This window comes from Sulfurovum sp. TSL1, assembly GCF_019972135.1.
In the GTDB taxonomy this organism is placed as follows: domain Bacteria; phylum Campylobacterota; class Campylobacteria; order Campylobacterales; family Sulfurovaceae; genus Sulfurovum.
This window is the reverse complement of sequence record NZ_BPFI01000002.1, coordinates 90,665-104,559: the sequence shown is the minus strand read 5'-3', so window position 1 is coordinate 104,559 and position 13,895 is coordinate 90,665. Positions and strand designations below refer to the sequence as shown.

Sequence of the window (13,895 nt, the reverse complement as noted above, 5' to 3'; positions counted from 1 at the left end):
TTATTATACTTAATTACACATAAGTTGTTCTTATTAGAATGATTTTATTTTGTATCAAAAGTCTAAACCTCTCCTTTATGGCACTTCTAATCAATTAAAAGGTATAATTAATACTATATAGGAGCATAATAATTTTCATGGAAACAATTTTAAATGCATTAAACCCATCACAGCGTGAGGCCGTGGAGCATATTGACGGTCCCATGCTTATCCTTGCAGGTGCAGGCAGCGGGAAGACCAAAACACTGACGACCAGACTTGCTTACCTTGTAGGTGAAGTGGGGATTGACCCTGCAAACACTTTAACCCTTACATTCACCAATAAAGCCGCTGCGGAAATGCGTGAGCGTGCCCTTAAATTGATGCCGGAAAAAGTCTCTTACCCTCCGCTTTTATGTACCTTTCACAAATTCGGTTTGCTCTTTTTAAAATTCCATATCGAAAAACTGGGGAGAAGCAATGCCTTCGTGATCATAGACAGTGACGATAAAAAACGGCTTTTGCGCTCCATAGCCAAAGAGTTGAAGGTAGATCTCAATATCTCATTTATCGCTTCTGAGATCTCAAAATATAAAAACTCGCTTCTCTCCCCTGAACTGGTCCTGGAAAAGGCCGAGCTTCCTGACTACAAAAAAATCGCCAATATCTATGTCAAATACCAGGCGAACATCGAAGAGAACAACCTTGTGGACTTTGATGACCTCCTCATGCTCACCTATAAGATACTCAGGGAAAATGATACGCTCAGGAAAGAGACAAGCCAGCGATACCAGTACATCATGGTGGATGAGTACCAGGATACCAATGAACTGCAGTTCCAACTTCTTGAACTGCTCTCTTCTGAGCATACCAATCTCTGTGTGGTGGGAGATGATGATCAGAGTATTTACGGATGGAGAGGTGCGAACATCCGTAATATCCTGGAATTCGCCAATAATTTTGAGACATGCAAAACGGTCAAACTTGAAACGAATTACCGTTCCACCGAACCTATCCTCAATGCTGCCAATACCCTTATAGAACACAACTCCACGCGTTTGGGTAAAAAACTCACTTCCCATAAAGGAACAGGTCAAGAGGTCAAACTCCTTCACTCACTGGATGAATCGATGGAAGCCAAAGCCATCGCACACGAAGTACAGAAACTTCTCGATGAAGGTGTGGATCCGAACGAAATAGCCGTACTCTACCGTATCAATGCACTCTCCCGTTCACTCGAAGAGGGGTTTACAAAAGCCGGTTTAGGTTTCAAACTCATCGGAGGTATGCGTTTTTATGAACGTGCAGAGATCAAAGACCTCATCTCCTACTTAAGGGTGCTTTCCAATCCGCATGATGATTTTTCTCTCATACGTATTATCAATAAACCTAAAAGAGGTATCGGTAAAGCCTCCATCGAAAAGTTACAGAAAGCTGCATTTGATGCCAAAATGTCACTTTTTGAATATATGAAAAAATCTGTACACGGAGAACTCCCTGCTGTTGTCAGTAAAAAGATCACCACAGCGTTGGAGAAACTTGTCGAAGATATCACGCTCTTGCAGGAAGCTTTGGAAAATGAACTGGGTAACTTCATTACTCTCTTTGAAGAGCGTATCAAGCTTAAAGACCATTATGCCGGTATGGTGGATGGTTTTGACCGCATCTTGAACATCGATGAGTTTTACGGATACTTCAGGGATGCTGTAATGAAAAACCCTGACCTTACACTGGATGAGTTCCTCAACGACATTTCACTGCAGAGTGACCAGGACCAGGTTGAAGAGGACACCATTACCATTATGAGTATCCATGCAGCCAAGGGACTGGAGTTTGAACATCTTTTTGTCATAGGACTGGAAGAGGAGTTCTTCCCTCTACTTGGGGAAGGTTCCAACATGGAAGAGGAGCGTCGTCTGGGCTATGTGGCGATCACCAGAGCAAAGTCGGATCTTACTCTGTGCTATGTTGACAGCCGTTTTTACAAAGGCCGGCGTAAAATGATAGACAAAAGCCGTTTCCTGGGTGAAGCGGGACTGATCCAGGAAACCAGCCTCAAGATCACTAAAAGTTCCGCTTTCAAAAAAGGGGACCTGGTCAAACATAAGATCTTTGGGATCGGGCGTGTACAGGCTGCGAACAAATCCGGTAAAGAGTACAAACTGCTTATCAACTTTGGCGGGAACAAAAAAGAAATACTCAGTTCATTTGTTCAATCGATATAAAGTGTTTAACTCTAGTATGCAACAAAAATTTACTCATATTTTAAGTTTTTCTATCTACTTTTTTACAAAAGTAGGCAAAAATCGTCACGGCTCTCGAATCGCTAGATTTTCTGGCACTAAATGCCGATACCTCCCGTCGCTAAAGCGAAAGTGGGGTGCAAGGGCGTTCGCCGTGACATTATTTAATGAGAAGTTGACATGAATCGATTATTTGTTGTCAATAAACCTATTTTTCGTTCTTCGAATGGATATATGGGGTATGTCAAACGTAAATACGGGACAAAGAAAGTGGGGTTTTCGGGTACGCTTGACCCCTTTGCGACAGGGTGTCTCATCGTCGCTACAGGACAATACACCAAACTCTTCCAATACCTCAACAAAACACCTAAAAGCTACAAAGCTACACTGTGGCTAGGAGCAAACTCTCCAAGTCTTGATATAGAGAAGATAGACAGCATTAAAGAGGTATCTCCTTGTACCCGACAGCAAATAGAAGATGCTTTACTTTCACTCAAAGGCGAACTCACCTACTACCCTCCAAAGTTCTGTGCCAAAAAGATCAACGGGAAACGTGCCTATGAACTTGCACGTGAAGGTGAGGAAGTCGCACTGAAGACCATCACCTCCACGATCTACGACATCAAACTGCTGAACTACAACCATCCTTTTGTACACTTCGAAGCCACAGTCAGTGAAGGGACCTACATTCGCAGTCTCGGTGCCCTTGTGGCAGATAAACTCGGGGTAGACGGTACCCTCTCAAGTCTGCATCGTATCCATGAAGGCGCATTCTACTTTGAGGATGAAAAAGCCCTGAACCCGTTTACGCATTTGTCCATTCCTTCCAATACCTATACGGGTGACGAAACGTACCTTGAACTGGGCAAAAAACTCTCTTTGGACTATTTTGAAACCAAAGAGAATGGGGTCTATCTTATCGAGACTTCACACTTTTTTTCCATTATCGAGATCAAAGGTGAAGAGATCAAGTATAGATTCAACCGTATACCGAAATTCGAAGCGTGCTGATCAGTGAGCTTTTACTACCAATCTTTTTTATAGTATAATGCCCCCTCCAATTTCTATAAAAAGGGTTTCGTGCTATGGGTGGTTTTGAAGGTGGTGATGAAGGTGGATACTGGGATATCGATACGCTTCCCGCATCGACGGATAACGGAAATGAGCCTAAGAACCCCACTAAAAGACAATCGACGATAGAAAAAACGGATGCAGGATACAGTATCAGGGCCCATGCCAAAGTCAATATCTTTTTAAAGATCACTGGCCACAAAGAGGGCTACCATACCCTGCTCTCCCGTTTCATGTATGTAGAAGATCTCTATGACACCATTAGCTTTGAACCCTGCGAATGTGACACCTTTACCATAGAAGGGTGTGAGGGTATACCACTTGAATCCAATACCATCTACAAAGCCTACAAAGCACTCAATGACCACACCGGTGACCTTGAGATACTTGATTTCTTCTACAAACATAAGGTCGTTGTCACCAAACGCATTCCAAGTCAGGCGGGCTTAGGCGGAGGCAGTTCGGACGCAGCTGCATTTATGCGTTTGGTCAAAGAGGTGTGTAATCTTCTGATCAGTACTGAGGAGTTGGCGAAGCTGGGAAGTACCATAGGTGCAGACCTCCCCTTTTTCATCTATAACTATACTTCGGCAAACGTCAGCGGTTTTGGTGAGATCGTTGAACCCTTTGAAGAAGAACCGCTCTCTTTGGAACTCTATACTCCACAGATAGGCTGCGATACAGCACTGGTCTATAAAACCTTTAAAGCACAGCTTCTCGATGGCATTTCACTGGCTTCTTTCATAGGATGGGAAAAACTTGACTCAAAAACATTGCTCGAACGCATTGCAGACCCGATCCTACTGAATGATCTTTACAAAGCTGCACTCATTGCCTATCCTGAACTCAAAAAAGAAGCGAAAGAAGGATGGTTCTTTTCAGGAAGCGGAAGTACATTTTTCCGTCTGCGTTGAAACTATAGAAGTTTCTAATTTTCTTTTGCTTTCTTCTTTCGCATAAGCAGATACAACGCTTCGACTTTGTCTCTTGCCCAGGGTGTTTTTCTCAAGAATTTCAAAGAGGAGTTGATGCTGGGATCATACTTGAAACATCGAATGTTCACAAACTCTCCCAGCAGTTCCCACCCGTACTCTTCTTGCAACTCTTCTATGATCTGCTTGAGTTTGATACCGTGCAAAGGATTGTTTTTATCTGCATCACTCATACTTCTTTTTATCCTTTACTTTTCTCTCATGATGATTTGATCTTCACCTTCTTGCATATTAAAATGCTCCATGGAGAATTTGACTCTCTGCGTCACATCCAGATTGGCTTGTTGTGTATCGATCACGTCATAGCGTTTGACTGCCCCTGTTCTGTTGGCAATTTGTATGGCCAGTCCGGGACGGGCATTGAGTTCCAGGATCAAAGGACCTAAGTGCTTGTCCAGCACGATATCTACACCCAGGTATCCCAAATGGGTCACCTCATAGCATGATGCGGCCAAGGAGAGTATCTTCTCCCAATGCGGTATTTCAAGCTCAGAGAAATCATAGCCTGTATCAGGATGGTGTGTCACGGGTCTACCATGCTGTACAGCAAAGAGTGCCTTGCCTGTTGCGATGTCCAGTCCTACACCCACCGCACCCTGATGTAAATTTGCCTTGCCGTCACTCTCCCGTGTGGAACATCGCAACATTGCCATGGCAGGGTATCCTCTATAGGTGATCACCCTGATATCCGGAACCCCTTCATAACTGTAACGGTCAAAAATAGGGTCAAATTCCACCAGTGTCTCAAGCATGGCAACATCGGGTTTTCCCCCAAGTGAATAGAGACCGCTGAGAATATTTGAGATATCCCGTTGGATATCCCTCAATGCAAGTCTCTGCCCGTTGGCTTTAATGAACTCATCACCTTCACGTTTGACGATGACCAAAATACCCTTTCCTCCGCTTCCCTGGGAAGGCTTAAGTACAAATCCGTCGATCCCCTCCAGCATCTCTTTTAAATGTCGAAGCTGGGACTGACGTTCGATGGTTTTGATCAGCTTAGGCACTGCAATACCGGCATTCTGTGCAACGATCTTGGTTTTCAGCTTATTATCCACCAAAGGATAATATTTACGATCGTTATGTGCTCCGATATAATGTATATTTCGTTTGTTCATGCCCAATATACCCAACTTTTTAAGCTTAAAAGGATTGGCAAACATCGATCACTCCACCATGGATCTGAAACGCATGAGTTCACTCAAACGATATCCACTGTAACGTCCGATCATAATGATTACGGCCAATACCACCAAAAGCAGTTCCGGGAAATTAAAAGCTATATGTGAAACAAAGGGATCACTCATGACAAAGTAAGCGAACACAGCAACGATGAGTGAACCTCCACCTTGAATGAAGACCTCTCTTGCCCCCTCTTCTTCCCATAATATGGACATTCTTTCAATCGTCCAGGCCAAAATGATCATAGGGAAGAATGTGACAGTAAGCACTTCTTTGATCCCCAGTTTAAAACTTAAAATACTCATAAAGGACATAATAAGGATCACGACGATCATCACTGCGGAGATCCTTGCGACCAGTAACAGGTTCAGACTGCTTAAATACGAACGAATGATCAGACCCATTCCTACGATCATGATAAACATGATCAGCCCGGCAGAAAGTGTCGTCTCCATAAAGGCCAATGCTATCAACACGGGCATAAAGGTTCCAGACGTTCTCAATCCCACCATGATCCTTAACAATACCACCACCAATGCGCCAAAGGGTACCAGCAAGATATGCCTATAGGTATTCTGCTCGGATATAGGCAAGGTAAAGAGTGAAAAGTCCAATATCGCTGCCTTTTTGACAAGCTCTTTTTTGTCAAGAAGATATTGTACGGGAACCTGACGTTCATTCAATGAAAAACTGATGTTGGATTTTTTTGCTCCGGTGACCTCTATCAAAGCATTATCGCCCTGCTGCCAAACAAAAAAGTTCTTATCACGGACCACTTTACCTTTGTTCAGATCATACAGTTGCCAATCTTTTCCGTCATAGACATCCAGCATAGGTGTCAATGCGATATTACGCCGTGCACTTTCCAGATAAAGCCCATGGATCTTGCGTACTGTTATCTTTCTGTATCTTAGCAGACGGTAGAGCAGATCAATTTTGCTTTCTCCTGACTGTGCAAGCAGTATTTTCACTGCCTGCGAAGGCTCTTTGGCACTAAAATCCTTGATCAGCTGTGCTGTAAATGAATGTGTATCTGCCGATCTGGAACGTATATCATGTAAAAGATTTTTTGCAGTATCCTGCAGCATATTTGGAAGATCACTAAGCGTCTCAGTTTCTTGTTCAGACGGGACAATAGGCGGTTTAGGCTTATGCTCTCCCGGTTCTATCAAGACTTCAAGAGAGTAGTAAAGCATCTGCGGCCCTACCACATTACGCTTACTCCATTCAGCCCTTTTTCCGTTTACAGTTTCTCCCTCGGCATAGCCAAAACCGGATGATGCAACATCTTCAGAGAGTATCTGTATCCCCTCCTGAGGTTCTGGCAGTGCCATAGAGACCAATACCGATTTCTTCTGCCCTACAAATGAGATCTCCGCTCCAACCGTATAGACAGAACGCTTTTCATGGGGTAAAAAAGGTATGCCAAGTACACCGACCTTATACCAGACGATAAAAAATCCTGTAAATGCCAAAGCGAACGTGATCAATCGTACTTGAAATCTTCTAGACATGCATTTTTCCCTTCTTATTTAGGTAAAGACATAGGTTTGAATTGATATTTTTTTGCCACATCAACCATAAAAAAATCGCGTAAGAAATTACGTCCTATAAGGACAGGGTATTTGTATTCATCCCTATCATTCAGGTTCACAGAGATAAGCTGGGATACATTACCGAGAATGATACGCATCTCTACCACATAACGGTCCTGTGACTCTGTTCCATGACGCTTGATCTGTACTGTTCTGACCACTTTTCGCTCGATCGTATACTCTTTTTCTCCGGACACACAGACAAACCGCACCCACTGTTTACCGTCACGTTCAAAAGGAGTGATATCACGTGCATCGATGGATGTCGTTTTTGCACCTGTGTCAATACGCGCTTTGAGTACCACATTAGGAGGTACAAGTCGAACATACTCCAGCGCTCCGATAATGATCTTAGAGTCTGGTTTTTCTGTATTTAGATTCACATAAGTATTTTTTTGTTCCGTTGCGAGTGCTGTATCTTCTTGTGCTTCAACAAAAGATGCACTGAACAAAAACAAAAATATTAAGGGGTAATACCACCCTCTTGATAAAGTCATTCTATAGCTCCACATAATTAATATTCCTATAATTATACCATAGAAGAGGATACAATAGAGATATTTTACTATATGTGAACGTGCGTATAATTATCTTCTTAATTGTAGGTATAGCTGAACCTAGTAAATAAACTGTTCCCATCCAAATTCTTTGAAGATTCTCTGCCATGTATCATCCAGTGCGGCATCTATCACTAATGTTTCTCGACGGATGGGATGCATAAAAGAGATCCTGTTTGAATGTAACAGAAGCCTATGGCATGCATATTTTTCACGGAACAGTGTATTATGCTCACCTCTTCCGTGTTTTGTATCTCCTATGATGGGATGAAAGATATGCTTCATATGACGTCTAAGCTGATGTTTTCTTCCCGTTCTTGGAAAAAGTTTTACCAAAGAGTAACGCGCGACAGGGTAACGGCTTACAGGGTAAGGTAGTTCTACAGTAGCCAAACGCTGATACTGTGTTTGTGCCTCTTGGGTCTCTTTAGTGATTCCCTTTTGCTTCTGCTCTTTGGTATCTAACATCTGCTTAAGCGGATAGTCTATCAGTGACGCATCTTCAGTAAACCCGCGTACGACAGCCATGTACTCTTTATGGACCTGTGATCCACGAAACATAAGGGACATCCTCTGGGCCGTTTGGGCATCCAATGCAAAAAGCAATACCCCTGAGGTCGGTTTATCTAAACGATGGATGGGATAGACATACTGTCCTATCTGATCACGTACCATTTGCAGTGCGAACTCTGTTTCATGTTTATCGATAGGAGACTTATGTACAAGCAGACCTGATGGTTTATTGATCGCCACAAGGTATGCATCCTGATAAAGAATTTCCAAGGGGTTTGTTTCCGTTTTATCCATGGTGAATTATATGATATAATTCTACAAAATATAGACAGAAGACTCTACATAAAGGACCAATTTGGCGATCAATATCGTAGCGCAGAATAAAAAAGCCAGACATGATTATGAGATCATTGAAAAATTTGAAGCGGGGATTGTATTGACGGGTGCAGAAGTTAAAGCACTTCGTGCCAAACGTGCCAACCTCGCTGATGCTTTTTGCCGTTTTATCAAGGGTGAGCTACATATTATGAATGCACATATCTCTCATCTAGAGACAACAAATAAATACTTTGTCCCCGATACAAGAGCACCTAGAAAACTGCTCTTACATAAAAAAGAGTTGGCAAAACTCTATGTGAAAGTACACAAAGAGGGGCTGACTATCGTGCCTCTTATGATCTATTTTAATGAACGTAACATTGCCAAAGTGAGCATTGCACTGGCCAAAGGTAAAAAACTGCATGACAAACGTGCCGACATGAAAGAAAAAACACTCAAACGTGAAGCCCAGCAGGCGATGAAGAACAAGAGTGTCTAACATCGCATGCCTACACTGACAGAACTATTGGCCGAATATCAGAGTGTTGTTCTGGGGACACAGGGCAGTAATGGCTATCCTTTCTCCTCTTATGCACCTTTTTACTATGATGGGGAACAGGTCTATATCTTTATATCAGACATGGCTACACATGCACAGAATATACAAACCACACCCCGGGCTTCCGCATTTTTTATTGAAGATGAGAGCAGGAGTGAAAATATCTTTGCAAGAAAACGTATCTCACTACAGTGCGATGTCACATCACTCTCCAGGGAGAGTGAGAGATTTGACACGGTGATGAAACATTTTCAGTATAAGTTTGATGCCACTATGGTCACGATGCTCATGGGCATGAAGGACTTTAACCTGTATGCACTCAAGCCTATTTACGGTGAAGCAACATTTGGCTTTGGGAAAGCCTATCACATCGGTGGAGAAAAAATGAATGCACTTGTCGCAAGAACCGGAGAGAGTGGCCACAAATAAATCGTTTTCCCTCAATCAATCTATCATAGATTATTTTCTCAATGATACTTTCACTCTCTTGTAAAGCTGTTTCATTCTCCCAATAAATGGACTTTCCCCTGCAAAGTATTTTTCTTTCCATGCTTTGATGTCTCTCTTCATCTCTACCAAACGTTCCATCGTTTTGCGATGTATCTCAGTAGCCTTGATCCAGGCGATCGCTCGCATGATCCACTCATACAACCATTTAAACCATCCAAACTGCATCAACTTCTCTTCTGTCACTCTAAAAAGCCAAAAAGTAAATGCCGCGATTGGGATCTTGGCGATATAGAGCACCAGCCCCAAGATCATCTGTCCGCTGACAAACAACATTCCCGCATAAAGACCGAATGCTTCCACTATGACAAATAAGAGTATAAAAATAACAAGAATCATAGAGGGATTCAAGTTCTCCAACTTTGCTTCTAAACGCTGAAGTATTTTAAGTGCATGGATCGCTTCATAGATAGGTTTTGCAATTCCTTCCCAGATCAACTCTTCAAAGAGGATATAGGTCATAACAAGTAGGAGTTGTACAAGTGTGATAAGTTTATGTTTTATGGCTGATAACATAATGGGAGATCCCTCAATAGATTTTGAACTATTATAGCGATTAAAAATAATTTTTGTATTTATATAAGAAAGTTGAGATTTCTTTTTGATTAATTGTAGATTTGTAGGTTGTGGTGAGGGAGCTTACGTCAGTAAGTGACTGAACCAGCTCCTGTAAAGATGCGATGAAGCAGAAAGAAAGATTACTTTCTTCTGAGTTCTTTGATTCTTGCTGCTTTACCTTTAAGCTCTCTAAGATAGAACAATTTAGCTCTTCTTACTCTACCTCTTCTAAGTACTTCGATACTCTCGATAGAGTCTGAGTAAATTGGGAAGATTCTCTCAACACCCACAGAGTTGGCACCCATTTTTCTTACGTTGAATGTTCTACCAGTTCCCTGACCTCTGATCGCGATACAAAGACCTTCATAGTTCTGAACTCTTGTCTTTTCACCTTCCTTAATTCTAACAGCTACTCTTACTGTATCACCTGCTCTGAACTCTGGAATATTTCTGTTTTCTACTTGTGCTTGCTCGAAGCTTTCAATGTATTTATTTCTCATGTGTTATACCTTTTTTGTATAAGTCTGGCCTAAAATACTTTGTTTTACACAAAGCAAGCCCTCTTTTTAAGTCCGTGATTTTACTATGATTACCCTTTAGGAATTCTGAAACTACTTCATTGTTTTCATAATTCTTGGGTTTCGTAAAAGAAGGCGCTTCCAAAAGTGATGCTTCAAAGCTCTCTATACTTAAAGAGTCACTGTTGCCTAATACCCCTTCGACATTACGACTGATCGCATCACAAACCACCATACTTGCCAACTCTCCGCCGGTCAAGATAAAATCTCCTATGGAAAAAAGTTCATCTGCCTGCGCTTCGATGACCCTTTCATCTATGCCTTCATAACGTCCGCTCACAAGCACCACATGCTCTTTTTTCGCTAAACGCCTTGCATCGTTTTGCGTGAATGGTTTTGCCACAGGGGAAACAAACACCACATGAGCCTTTGGAGAAGTCTCTCTTACTTTACGAAGCGTATCCATCAAAGGCTGCGGTGTCATGAGCATACCTGCCCCTCCGCCTATCATCGGTGCATCCACGCGGTTGTGTTTATCTGTGGTAAAATCACGTGGATTGTAAAAATCGATAGAGATTTTTTCATCTTCAATCGCACGTTTCAAGATACTCTCGGAAAAATACCCTTTGATAAGCTCCGGAAACAGTGTAACAAAAGAGAAATACATAGCTTTAGCTAGCCTCTAAAATGTCTTTAGCATCTTTCGTATGGACTATTTTTTCATCTGTATCGATTTTGATGATGTAACGTTCTATGTAAGGGAGTAGGAATTGTTTAGACAAACCTGCTGCAACTAAACTGGCATCTGTTTTCACGGCAAGGTAGTCTGTATCTGCCATACGTTGTATATCCTCTACCACACCTAAAACTTCATCATCCTGTTTGACTACACAACCGATCACATCAAACCAAAAATGTTGCCCTTCGCCCAGTTCGCAATTCTCTTTTGTTTGTGCTTCATTGGCATAAAGTTTTGCATTGGTCAGTTTTTTTGCAGCATCAATACTTTCATACCCTCTGAAACGAATGATTCCGCGTGTAAAATTGATATCTGATATAGTCAGGTCACCACGGTTGCTTTTATAGGTCTGGCCTACTTTAAACTGTTCTGGGAAATCTGTATGGAGATGAAATTTGAGGTCACCCCAAAGTCCAATGGTCCGCCCTATTTGAGCGATAAAAAAGTTGTCTTTTGACATAAGAGTGTTACTTTGAAGCTTTTACATTAACGCGGTAGTTTTTACCGCCTTTTGCTTTACAGCCGGAGATGACTGTTTTGATAGAATTGATCATTTTTCCTTCTTTACCGATAAGTTTACCTATGTCTTCACTGTTTGCGAAGATGGTGATCTCATCGAAACTCTCATCAACCTCTGTGATCTCTATAGAGATATCTTCAGGGTTGTGTACCAAAAGTTTGGTATAGGAGAGCAGGAAATCTTTAACCATTCAGACTATTTTTTACCTGCTAGTCTTTTTACTGTCGGGCTCATTTGTGCACCAACACTTAACCAGTAGTTCAATCTCTCTTCATCAAGCGTAAGATCTTTGTTTACACTTACCGGGTTATAGTGACCGATTGCTTCGATCCAACCACCGTCTCTTCTTTTTCTGCTGTCTGTTACTACGATTCTGTAAAATGGTTTTTTCTTTCTACCCATTCTTGTCATTCTGATCATTGTCATATTGTGTCCTTTGTTCTTTTCATTTTTTTTAATGCCTATCTCGAGGAAAAGTTATGTATTCTCGTAACAAGTACTGACAACTGTTTTTTAATGACTAAAACACTCATCAACACTTCGTAAATTCTTTTTGGAACGCGATTCTACCATAAAAATTATAAAGATTTTATTAAATGCCATGGTCTTTTCGCGTGCAAGGGTAGGAGCTGTAGTTGCTTCATACGGAAGCCGTCAGTTCTTAGCGAGGTCCGCCCGGGAAACCGCCGCCCTGCATTTTTGCCATCATATCCTGCATCTGTTTCATACCGCCTTTCCCTGATAGCTTTTTCGCCATCTTGGCAGCGTTCTTGAACTGCTTAAGTACACGGTTCACCTGTACCTGATCCAGTCCGGCGCCTGCTGCCAAACGTCTCTTACGCGTGTTGCTAAGAAGATCCGGGTCTTCTCTCTCTTTGGGTGTCATGGAAGAGACCATCGCCTTGATCATTTTGATCTCATCGGAATTCTCCAGGTCCAGATCACCTAGCTGTTTTGCCATGTTCCCCATACCAGGTATCATACCCATGATGGACTTCATGCTTCCGAGTTTCTTCATCTGTTCCATCTGTGCCAGGAAATCATTGAAATTGAACTGACCTTTTTTGATCTTCTGTGTCATTTTTTTTGCTTCTTTAGGGTCTATCGCCGCTGCAGCTTTTTCTGCCAATGACTCAACATCCCCTGCACCCATCAAACGGCTTACGATCCTGTCTGAAATGAACTGCTCAAGATCCGGCATCTTTTCACCTGCACCGATGAAACGAAGCGGTACCCCTACCTGCTCTGTAAGCCCAAGTGCCACACCGCCTTTGGAGTCACCATCAAATTTGGAAAGTACCACACCGGTGATACCTATCTTCTCTTTAAAGGTTTGTGCTGTTCTGACGGCATCCTGACCTGTCATGGCATCTGCCACATAGAAAAGTTCATCAGGTTCTGCTACCTTCTTCACCTCTGCAAGCTCATTCATCAGCTCTTCATCTATGGCCAAACGTCCCGCGGTATCTATAAGTACGACATCATAAAGCTCTTTCTCTGCCCTTGCAAGCCCCTGCTTGACGATCTCTACAGGTGTGGCATTCTCGTCAGCGACAAGCTCCACTTCAATCTGTGAAGTGATCTGTCTGAGCTGTTCTACCGCTGCGAGTCTCTGAAGGTCGGCTGCGATCACCATGACCTTTTTCTTTTTTTGTTCTTTGAGGAAATAGGCCAATTTACCCGTGGTGGTCGTTTTACCCGACCCCTGTAGTCCTATCATCAGAACAACCGTTGGTGGTTTGGATGCGAAAGTGAAACCTTTAGGCGCACCTTCTATCGTTAAAATATCCGTAAGTTTCGTTTGCAGTGCTTTGAGGAAGTTCTCTTTACCTACACCGTTTTGCTTGGTCTCGATCTCTACGCTCGAAATGAGCTCTTTCACTACTTTGTGGTGTACATCTGCTTTTAACAGTGATTTTTTCAGTTCAGCAGTTGCTTTTTTGAGTGCCTTTTCATCATCATGAAAGCGGATTTTGCCTATGGCATTTTTAAAACTGTCGGTTAAAGTATCAAACATTTCTTACCTTATTTCTTCTCTTTTTTC

Annotated in this window: 17 protein-coding genes; 5 read left to right on the top strand and 12 right to left on the bottom strand. The window is 42.3% G+C overall.

What is annotated here, in order from left to right:
• Positions 1 to 137 precede the first annotated feature (137 nt).
• From LDM98_RS09405 to LDM98_RS09395, 3 genes are all read left to right on the top strand, one after another.
• Positions 138 to 2,204: an ATP-dependent helicase gene (locus tag LDM98_RS09405; RefSeq protein WP_223899181.1), complete on the top strand. Its 2,067-nt coding sequence runs from the start codon at positions 138 to 140 to the stop codon at positions 2,202 to 2,204.
• A 198-nt stretch (positions 2,205 to 2,402) separates the two neighbouring features.
• Positions 2,403 to 3,233: a tRNA pseudouridine(55) synthase TruB gene (gene truB / locus LDM98_RS09400; protein WP_223899180.1), complete on the top strand. Its 831-nt coding sequence runs from the start codon at positions 2,403 to 2,405 to the stop codon at positions 3,231 to 3,233.
• Positions 3,234 to 3,307: 74 nt separating this feature from the next.
• Positions 3,308 to 4,207 carry a 4-(cytidine 5'-diphospho)-2-C-methyl-D-erythritol kinase gene (locus LDM98_RS09395; RefSeq protein WP_223899179.1) on the top strand — a complete coding sequence of 300 codons (900 nt, stop codon included), beginning with the start codon at positions 3,308 to 3,310 and terminating at the stop codon, positions 4,205 to 4,207.
• A gap of 14 nt (positions 4,208 to 4,221) precedes the next feature.
• On the opposite strand, the gene LDM98_RS09390 is transcribed toward LDM98_RS09395, so the two are convergent.
• The 5 genes from LDM98_RS09390 to truC all read right to left on the bottom strand — a co-directional run bounded on the left by LDM98_RS09390 (position 4,222) and on the right by truC (position 8,426).
• Positions 4,222 to 4,458, bottom strand: coding sequence for a VF530 family DNA-binding protein (locus LDM98_RS09390; protein WP_223899178.1), 237 nt, complete (start codon positions 4,456 to 4,458; stop codon positions 4,222 to 4,224).
• Between the two features lie 15 nt (positions 4,459 to 4,473).
• A complete protein-coding gene (locus tag LDM98_RS09385) occupies positions 4,474 to 5,448 on the bottom strand; it encodes an alpha-L-glutamate ligase-like protein (RefSeq protein ID WP_223899177.1) in 975 nt (324 codons plus the stop codon).
• Positions 5,449 to 5,451: 3 nt separating this feature from the next.
• Positions 5,452 to 6,981 (bottom strand): inactive transglutaminase family protein, encoded by a 1,530-nt coding sequence (locus tag LDM98_RS09380; RefSeq protein ID WP_223899176.1) that lies wholly within the window; start codon positions 6,979 to 6,981, stop codon positions 5,452 to 5,454.
• 14 nt (positions 6,982 to 6,995) lie between these two features.
• Positions 6,996 to 7,559, bottom strand: a complete 564-nt coding sequence (locus tag LDM98_RS09375; protein ID WP_223899175.1) for a RimK/LysX family protein — start codon at positions 7,557 to 7,559, stop codon at positions 6,996 to 6,998.
• 120 nt (positions 7,560 to 7,679) lie between these two features.
• Positions 7,680 to 8,426 carry a tRNA pseudouridine(65) synthase TruC gene (gene truC / locus LDM98_RS09370; protein WP_223899174.1) on the bottom strand — a complete coding sequence of 249 codons (747 nt, stop codon included), beginning with the start codon at positions 8,424 to 8,426 and terminating at the stop codon, positions 7,680 to 7,682.
• Positions 8,427 to 8,487: 61 nt separating this feature from the next.
• On the opposite strand from truC, the gene smpB reads away from it, so the two are divergent.
• Together smpB and LDM98_RS09360 are read left to right on the top strand one after the other, a co-directional pair.
• The gene (gene smpB, locus LDM98_RS09365; protein WP_223899173.1) at positions 8,488 to 8,949 is read left to right on the top strand and encodes an SsrA-binding protein SmpB; all 462 of its coding nucleotides are present in this window, start codon (positions 8,488 to 8,490) and stop codon (positions 8,947 to 8,949) included.
• 6 nt (positions 8,950 to 8,955) lie between these two features.
• Positions 8,956 to 9,438, top strand: coding sequence for a HugZ family protein (locus LDM98_RS09360; protein ID WP_223899172.1), 483 nt, complete (start codon positions 8,956 to 8,958; stop codon positions 9,436 to 9,438).
• Positions 9,439 to 9,468: 30 nt separating this feature from the next.
• Here the strand turns inward: LDM98_RS09360 and LDM98_RS09355 are convergent, their stop codons facing one another.
• From LDM98_RS09355 to ffh, 7 genes are all read right to left on the bottom strand, one after another.
• Positions 9,469 to 10,032, bottom strand: coding sequence for a hypothetical protein (locus LDM98_RS09355; protein ID WP_223899171.1), 564 nt, complete (start codon positions 10,030 to 10,032; stop codon positions 9,469 to 9,471).
• Positions 10,033 to 10,214: 182 nt separating this feature from the next.
• Positions 10,215 to 10,574, bottom strand: a complete 360-nt coding sequence (gene rplS / locus LDM98_RS09350; RefSeq protein WP_223899170.1) for a 50S ribosomal protein L19 — start codon at positions 10,572 to 10,574, stop codon at positions 10,215 to 10,217.
• Entirely contained in the window at positions 10,564 to 11,259 is a 696-nt protein-coding gene (trmD, locus tag LDM98_RS09345) for a tRNA (guanosine(37)-N1)-methyltransferase TrmD (RefSeq protein WP_223899169.1), read from the bottom strand. The genes rplS and trmD overlap by 11 nt, the downstream gene beginning before the upstream one ends.
• Before the next feature lie 4 nt (positions 11,260 to 11,263).
• Positions 11,264 to 11,791, bottom strand: a complete 528-nt coding sequence (rimM, locus tag LDM98_RS09340; RefSeq protein WP_223899168.1) for a ribosome maturation factor RimM — start codon at positions 11,789 to 11,791, stop codon at positions 11,264 to 11,266.
• A 7-nt stretch (positions 11,792 to 11,798) separates the two neighbouring features.
• Positions 11,799 to 12,041, bottom strand: a complete 243-nt coding sequence (locus LDM98_RS09335; protein ID WP_223899167.1) for a KH domain-containing protein — start codon at positions 12,039 to 12,041, stop codon at positions 11,799 to 11,801.
• A 5-nt stretch (positions 12,042 to 12,046) separates the two neighbouring features.
• On the bottom strand, positions 12,047 to 12,277 hold the full coding sequence (gene rpsP / locus LDM98_RS09330; protein WP_223892288.1) for a 30S ribosomal protein S16: 231 nt from the start codon (positions 12,275 to 12,277) through the stop codon (positions 12,047 to 12,049).
• A gap of 235 nt (positions 12,278 to 12,512) precedes the next feature.
• A complete protein-coding gene (ffh, locus tag LDM98_RS09325) occupies positions 12,513 to 13,868 on the bottom strand; it encodes a signal recognition particle protein (protein WP_223899166.1) in 1,356 nt (451 codons plus the stop codon).
• Positions 13,869 to 13,895: the final 27 nt, after the last annotated feature.

Coding starts and splice junctions, on each gene's coding strand:
- LDM98_RS09405 (WP_223899181.1), top strand. CDS start 138: ATGGAAACAATTTTAAATGCATTAAACCCATCACAGCGTGAGGCCGTG.
- truB (WP_223899180.1), top strand. CDS start 2,403: ATGAATCGATTATTTGTTGTCAATAAACCTATTTTTCGTTCTTCGAAT.
- LDM98_RS09395 (WP_223899179.1), top strand. CDS start 3,308: ATGGGTGGTTTTGAAGGTGGTGATGAAGGTGGATACTGGGATATCGAT.
- LDM98_RS09390 (WP_223899178.1), bottom strand. CDS start 4,458: ATGAGTGATGCAGATAAAAACAATCCTTTGCACGGTATCAAACTCAAG.
- LDM98_RS09385 (WP_223899177.1), bottom strand. CDS start 5,448: ATGTTTGCCAATCCTTTTAAGCTTAAAAAGTTGGGTATATTGGGCATG.
- LDM98_RS09380 (WP_223899176.1), bottom strand. CDS start 6,981: ATGTCTAGAAGATTTCAAGTACGATTGATCACGTTCGCTTTGGCATTT.
- LDM98_RS09375 (WP_223899175.1), bottom strand. CDS start 7,559: ATGACTTTATCAAGAGGGTGGTATTACCCCTTAATATTTTTGTTTTTG.
- truC (WP_223899174.1), bottom strand. CDS start 8,426: ATGGATAAAACGGAAACAAACCCCTTGGAAATTCTTTATCAGGATGCA.
- LDM98_RS09360 (WP_223899172.1), top strand. CDS start 8,956: ATGCCTACACTGACAGAACTATTGGCCGAATATCAGAGTGTTGTTCTG.
- LDM98_RS09355 (WP_223899171.1), bottom strand. CDS start 10,032: ATGTTATCAGCCATAAAACATAAACTTATCACACTTGTACAACTCCTA.
- rplS (WP_223899170.1), bottom strand. CDS start 10,574: ATGAGAAATAAATACATTGAAAGCTTCGAGCAAGCACAAGTAGAAAAC.
- trmD (WP_223899169.1), bottom strand. CDS start 11,259: ATGTATTTCTCTTTTGTTACACTGTTTCCGGAGCTTATCAAAGGGTAT.
- rimM (WP_223899168.1), bottom strand. CDS start 11,791: ATGTCAAAAGACAACTTTTTTATCGCTCAAATAGGGCGGACCATTGGA.
- LDM98_RS09335 (WP_223899167.1), bottom strand. CDS start 12,041: ATGGTTAAAGATTTCCTGCTCTCCTATACCAAACTTTTGGTACACAAC.
- rpsP (WP_223892288.1), bottom strand. CDS start 12,277: ATGACAATGATCAGAATGACAAGAATGGGTAGAAAGAAAAAACCATTT.
- ffh (WP_223899166.1), bottom strand. CDS start 13,868: ATGTTTGATACTTTAACCGACAGTTTTAAAAATGCCATAGGCAAAATC.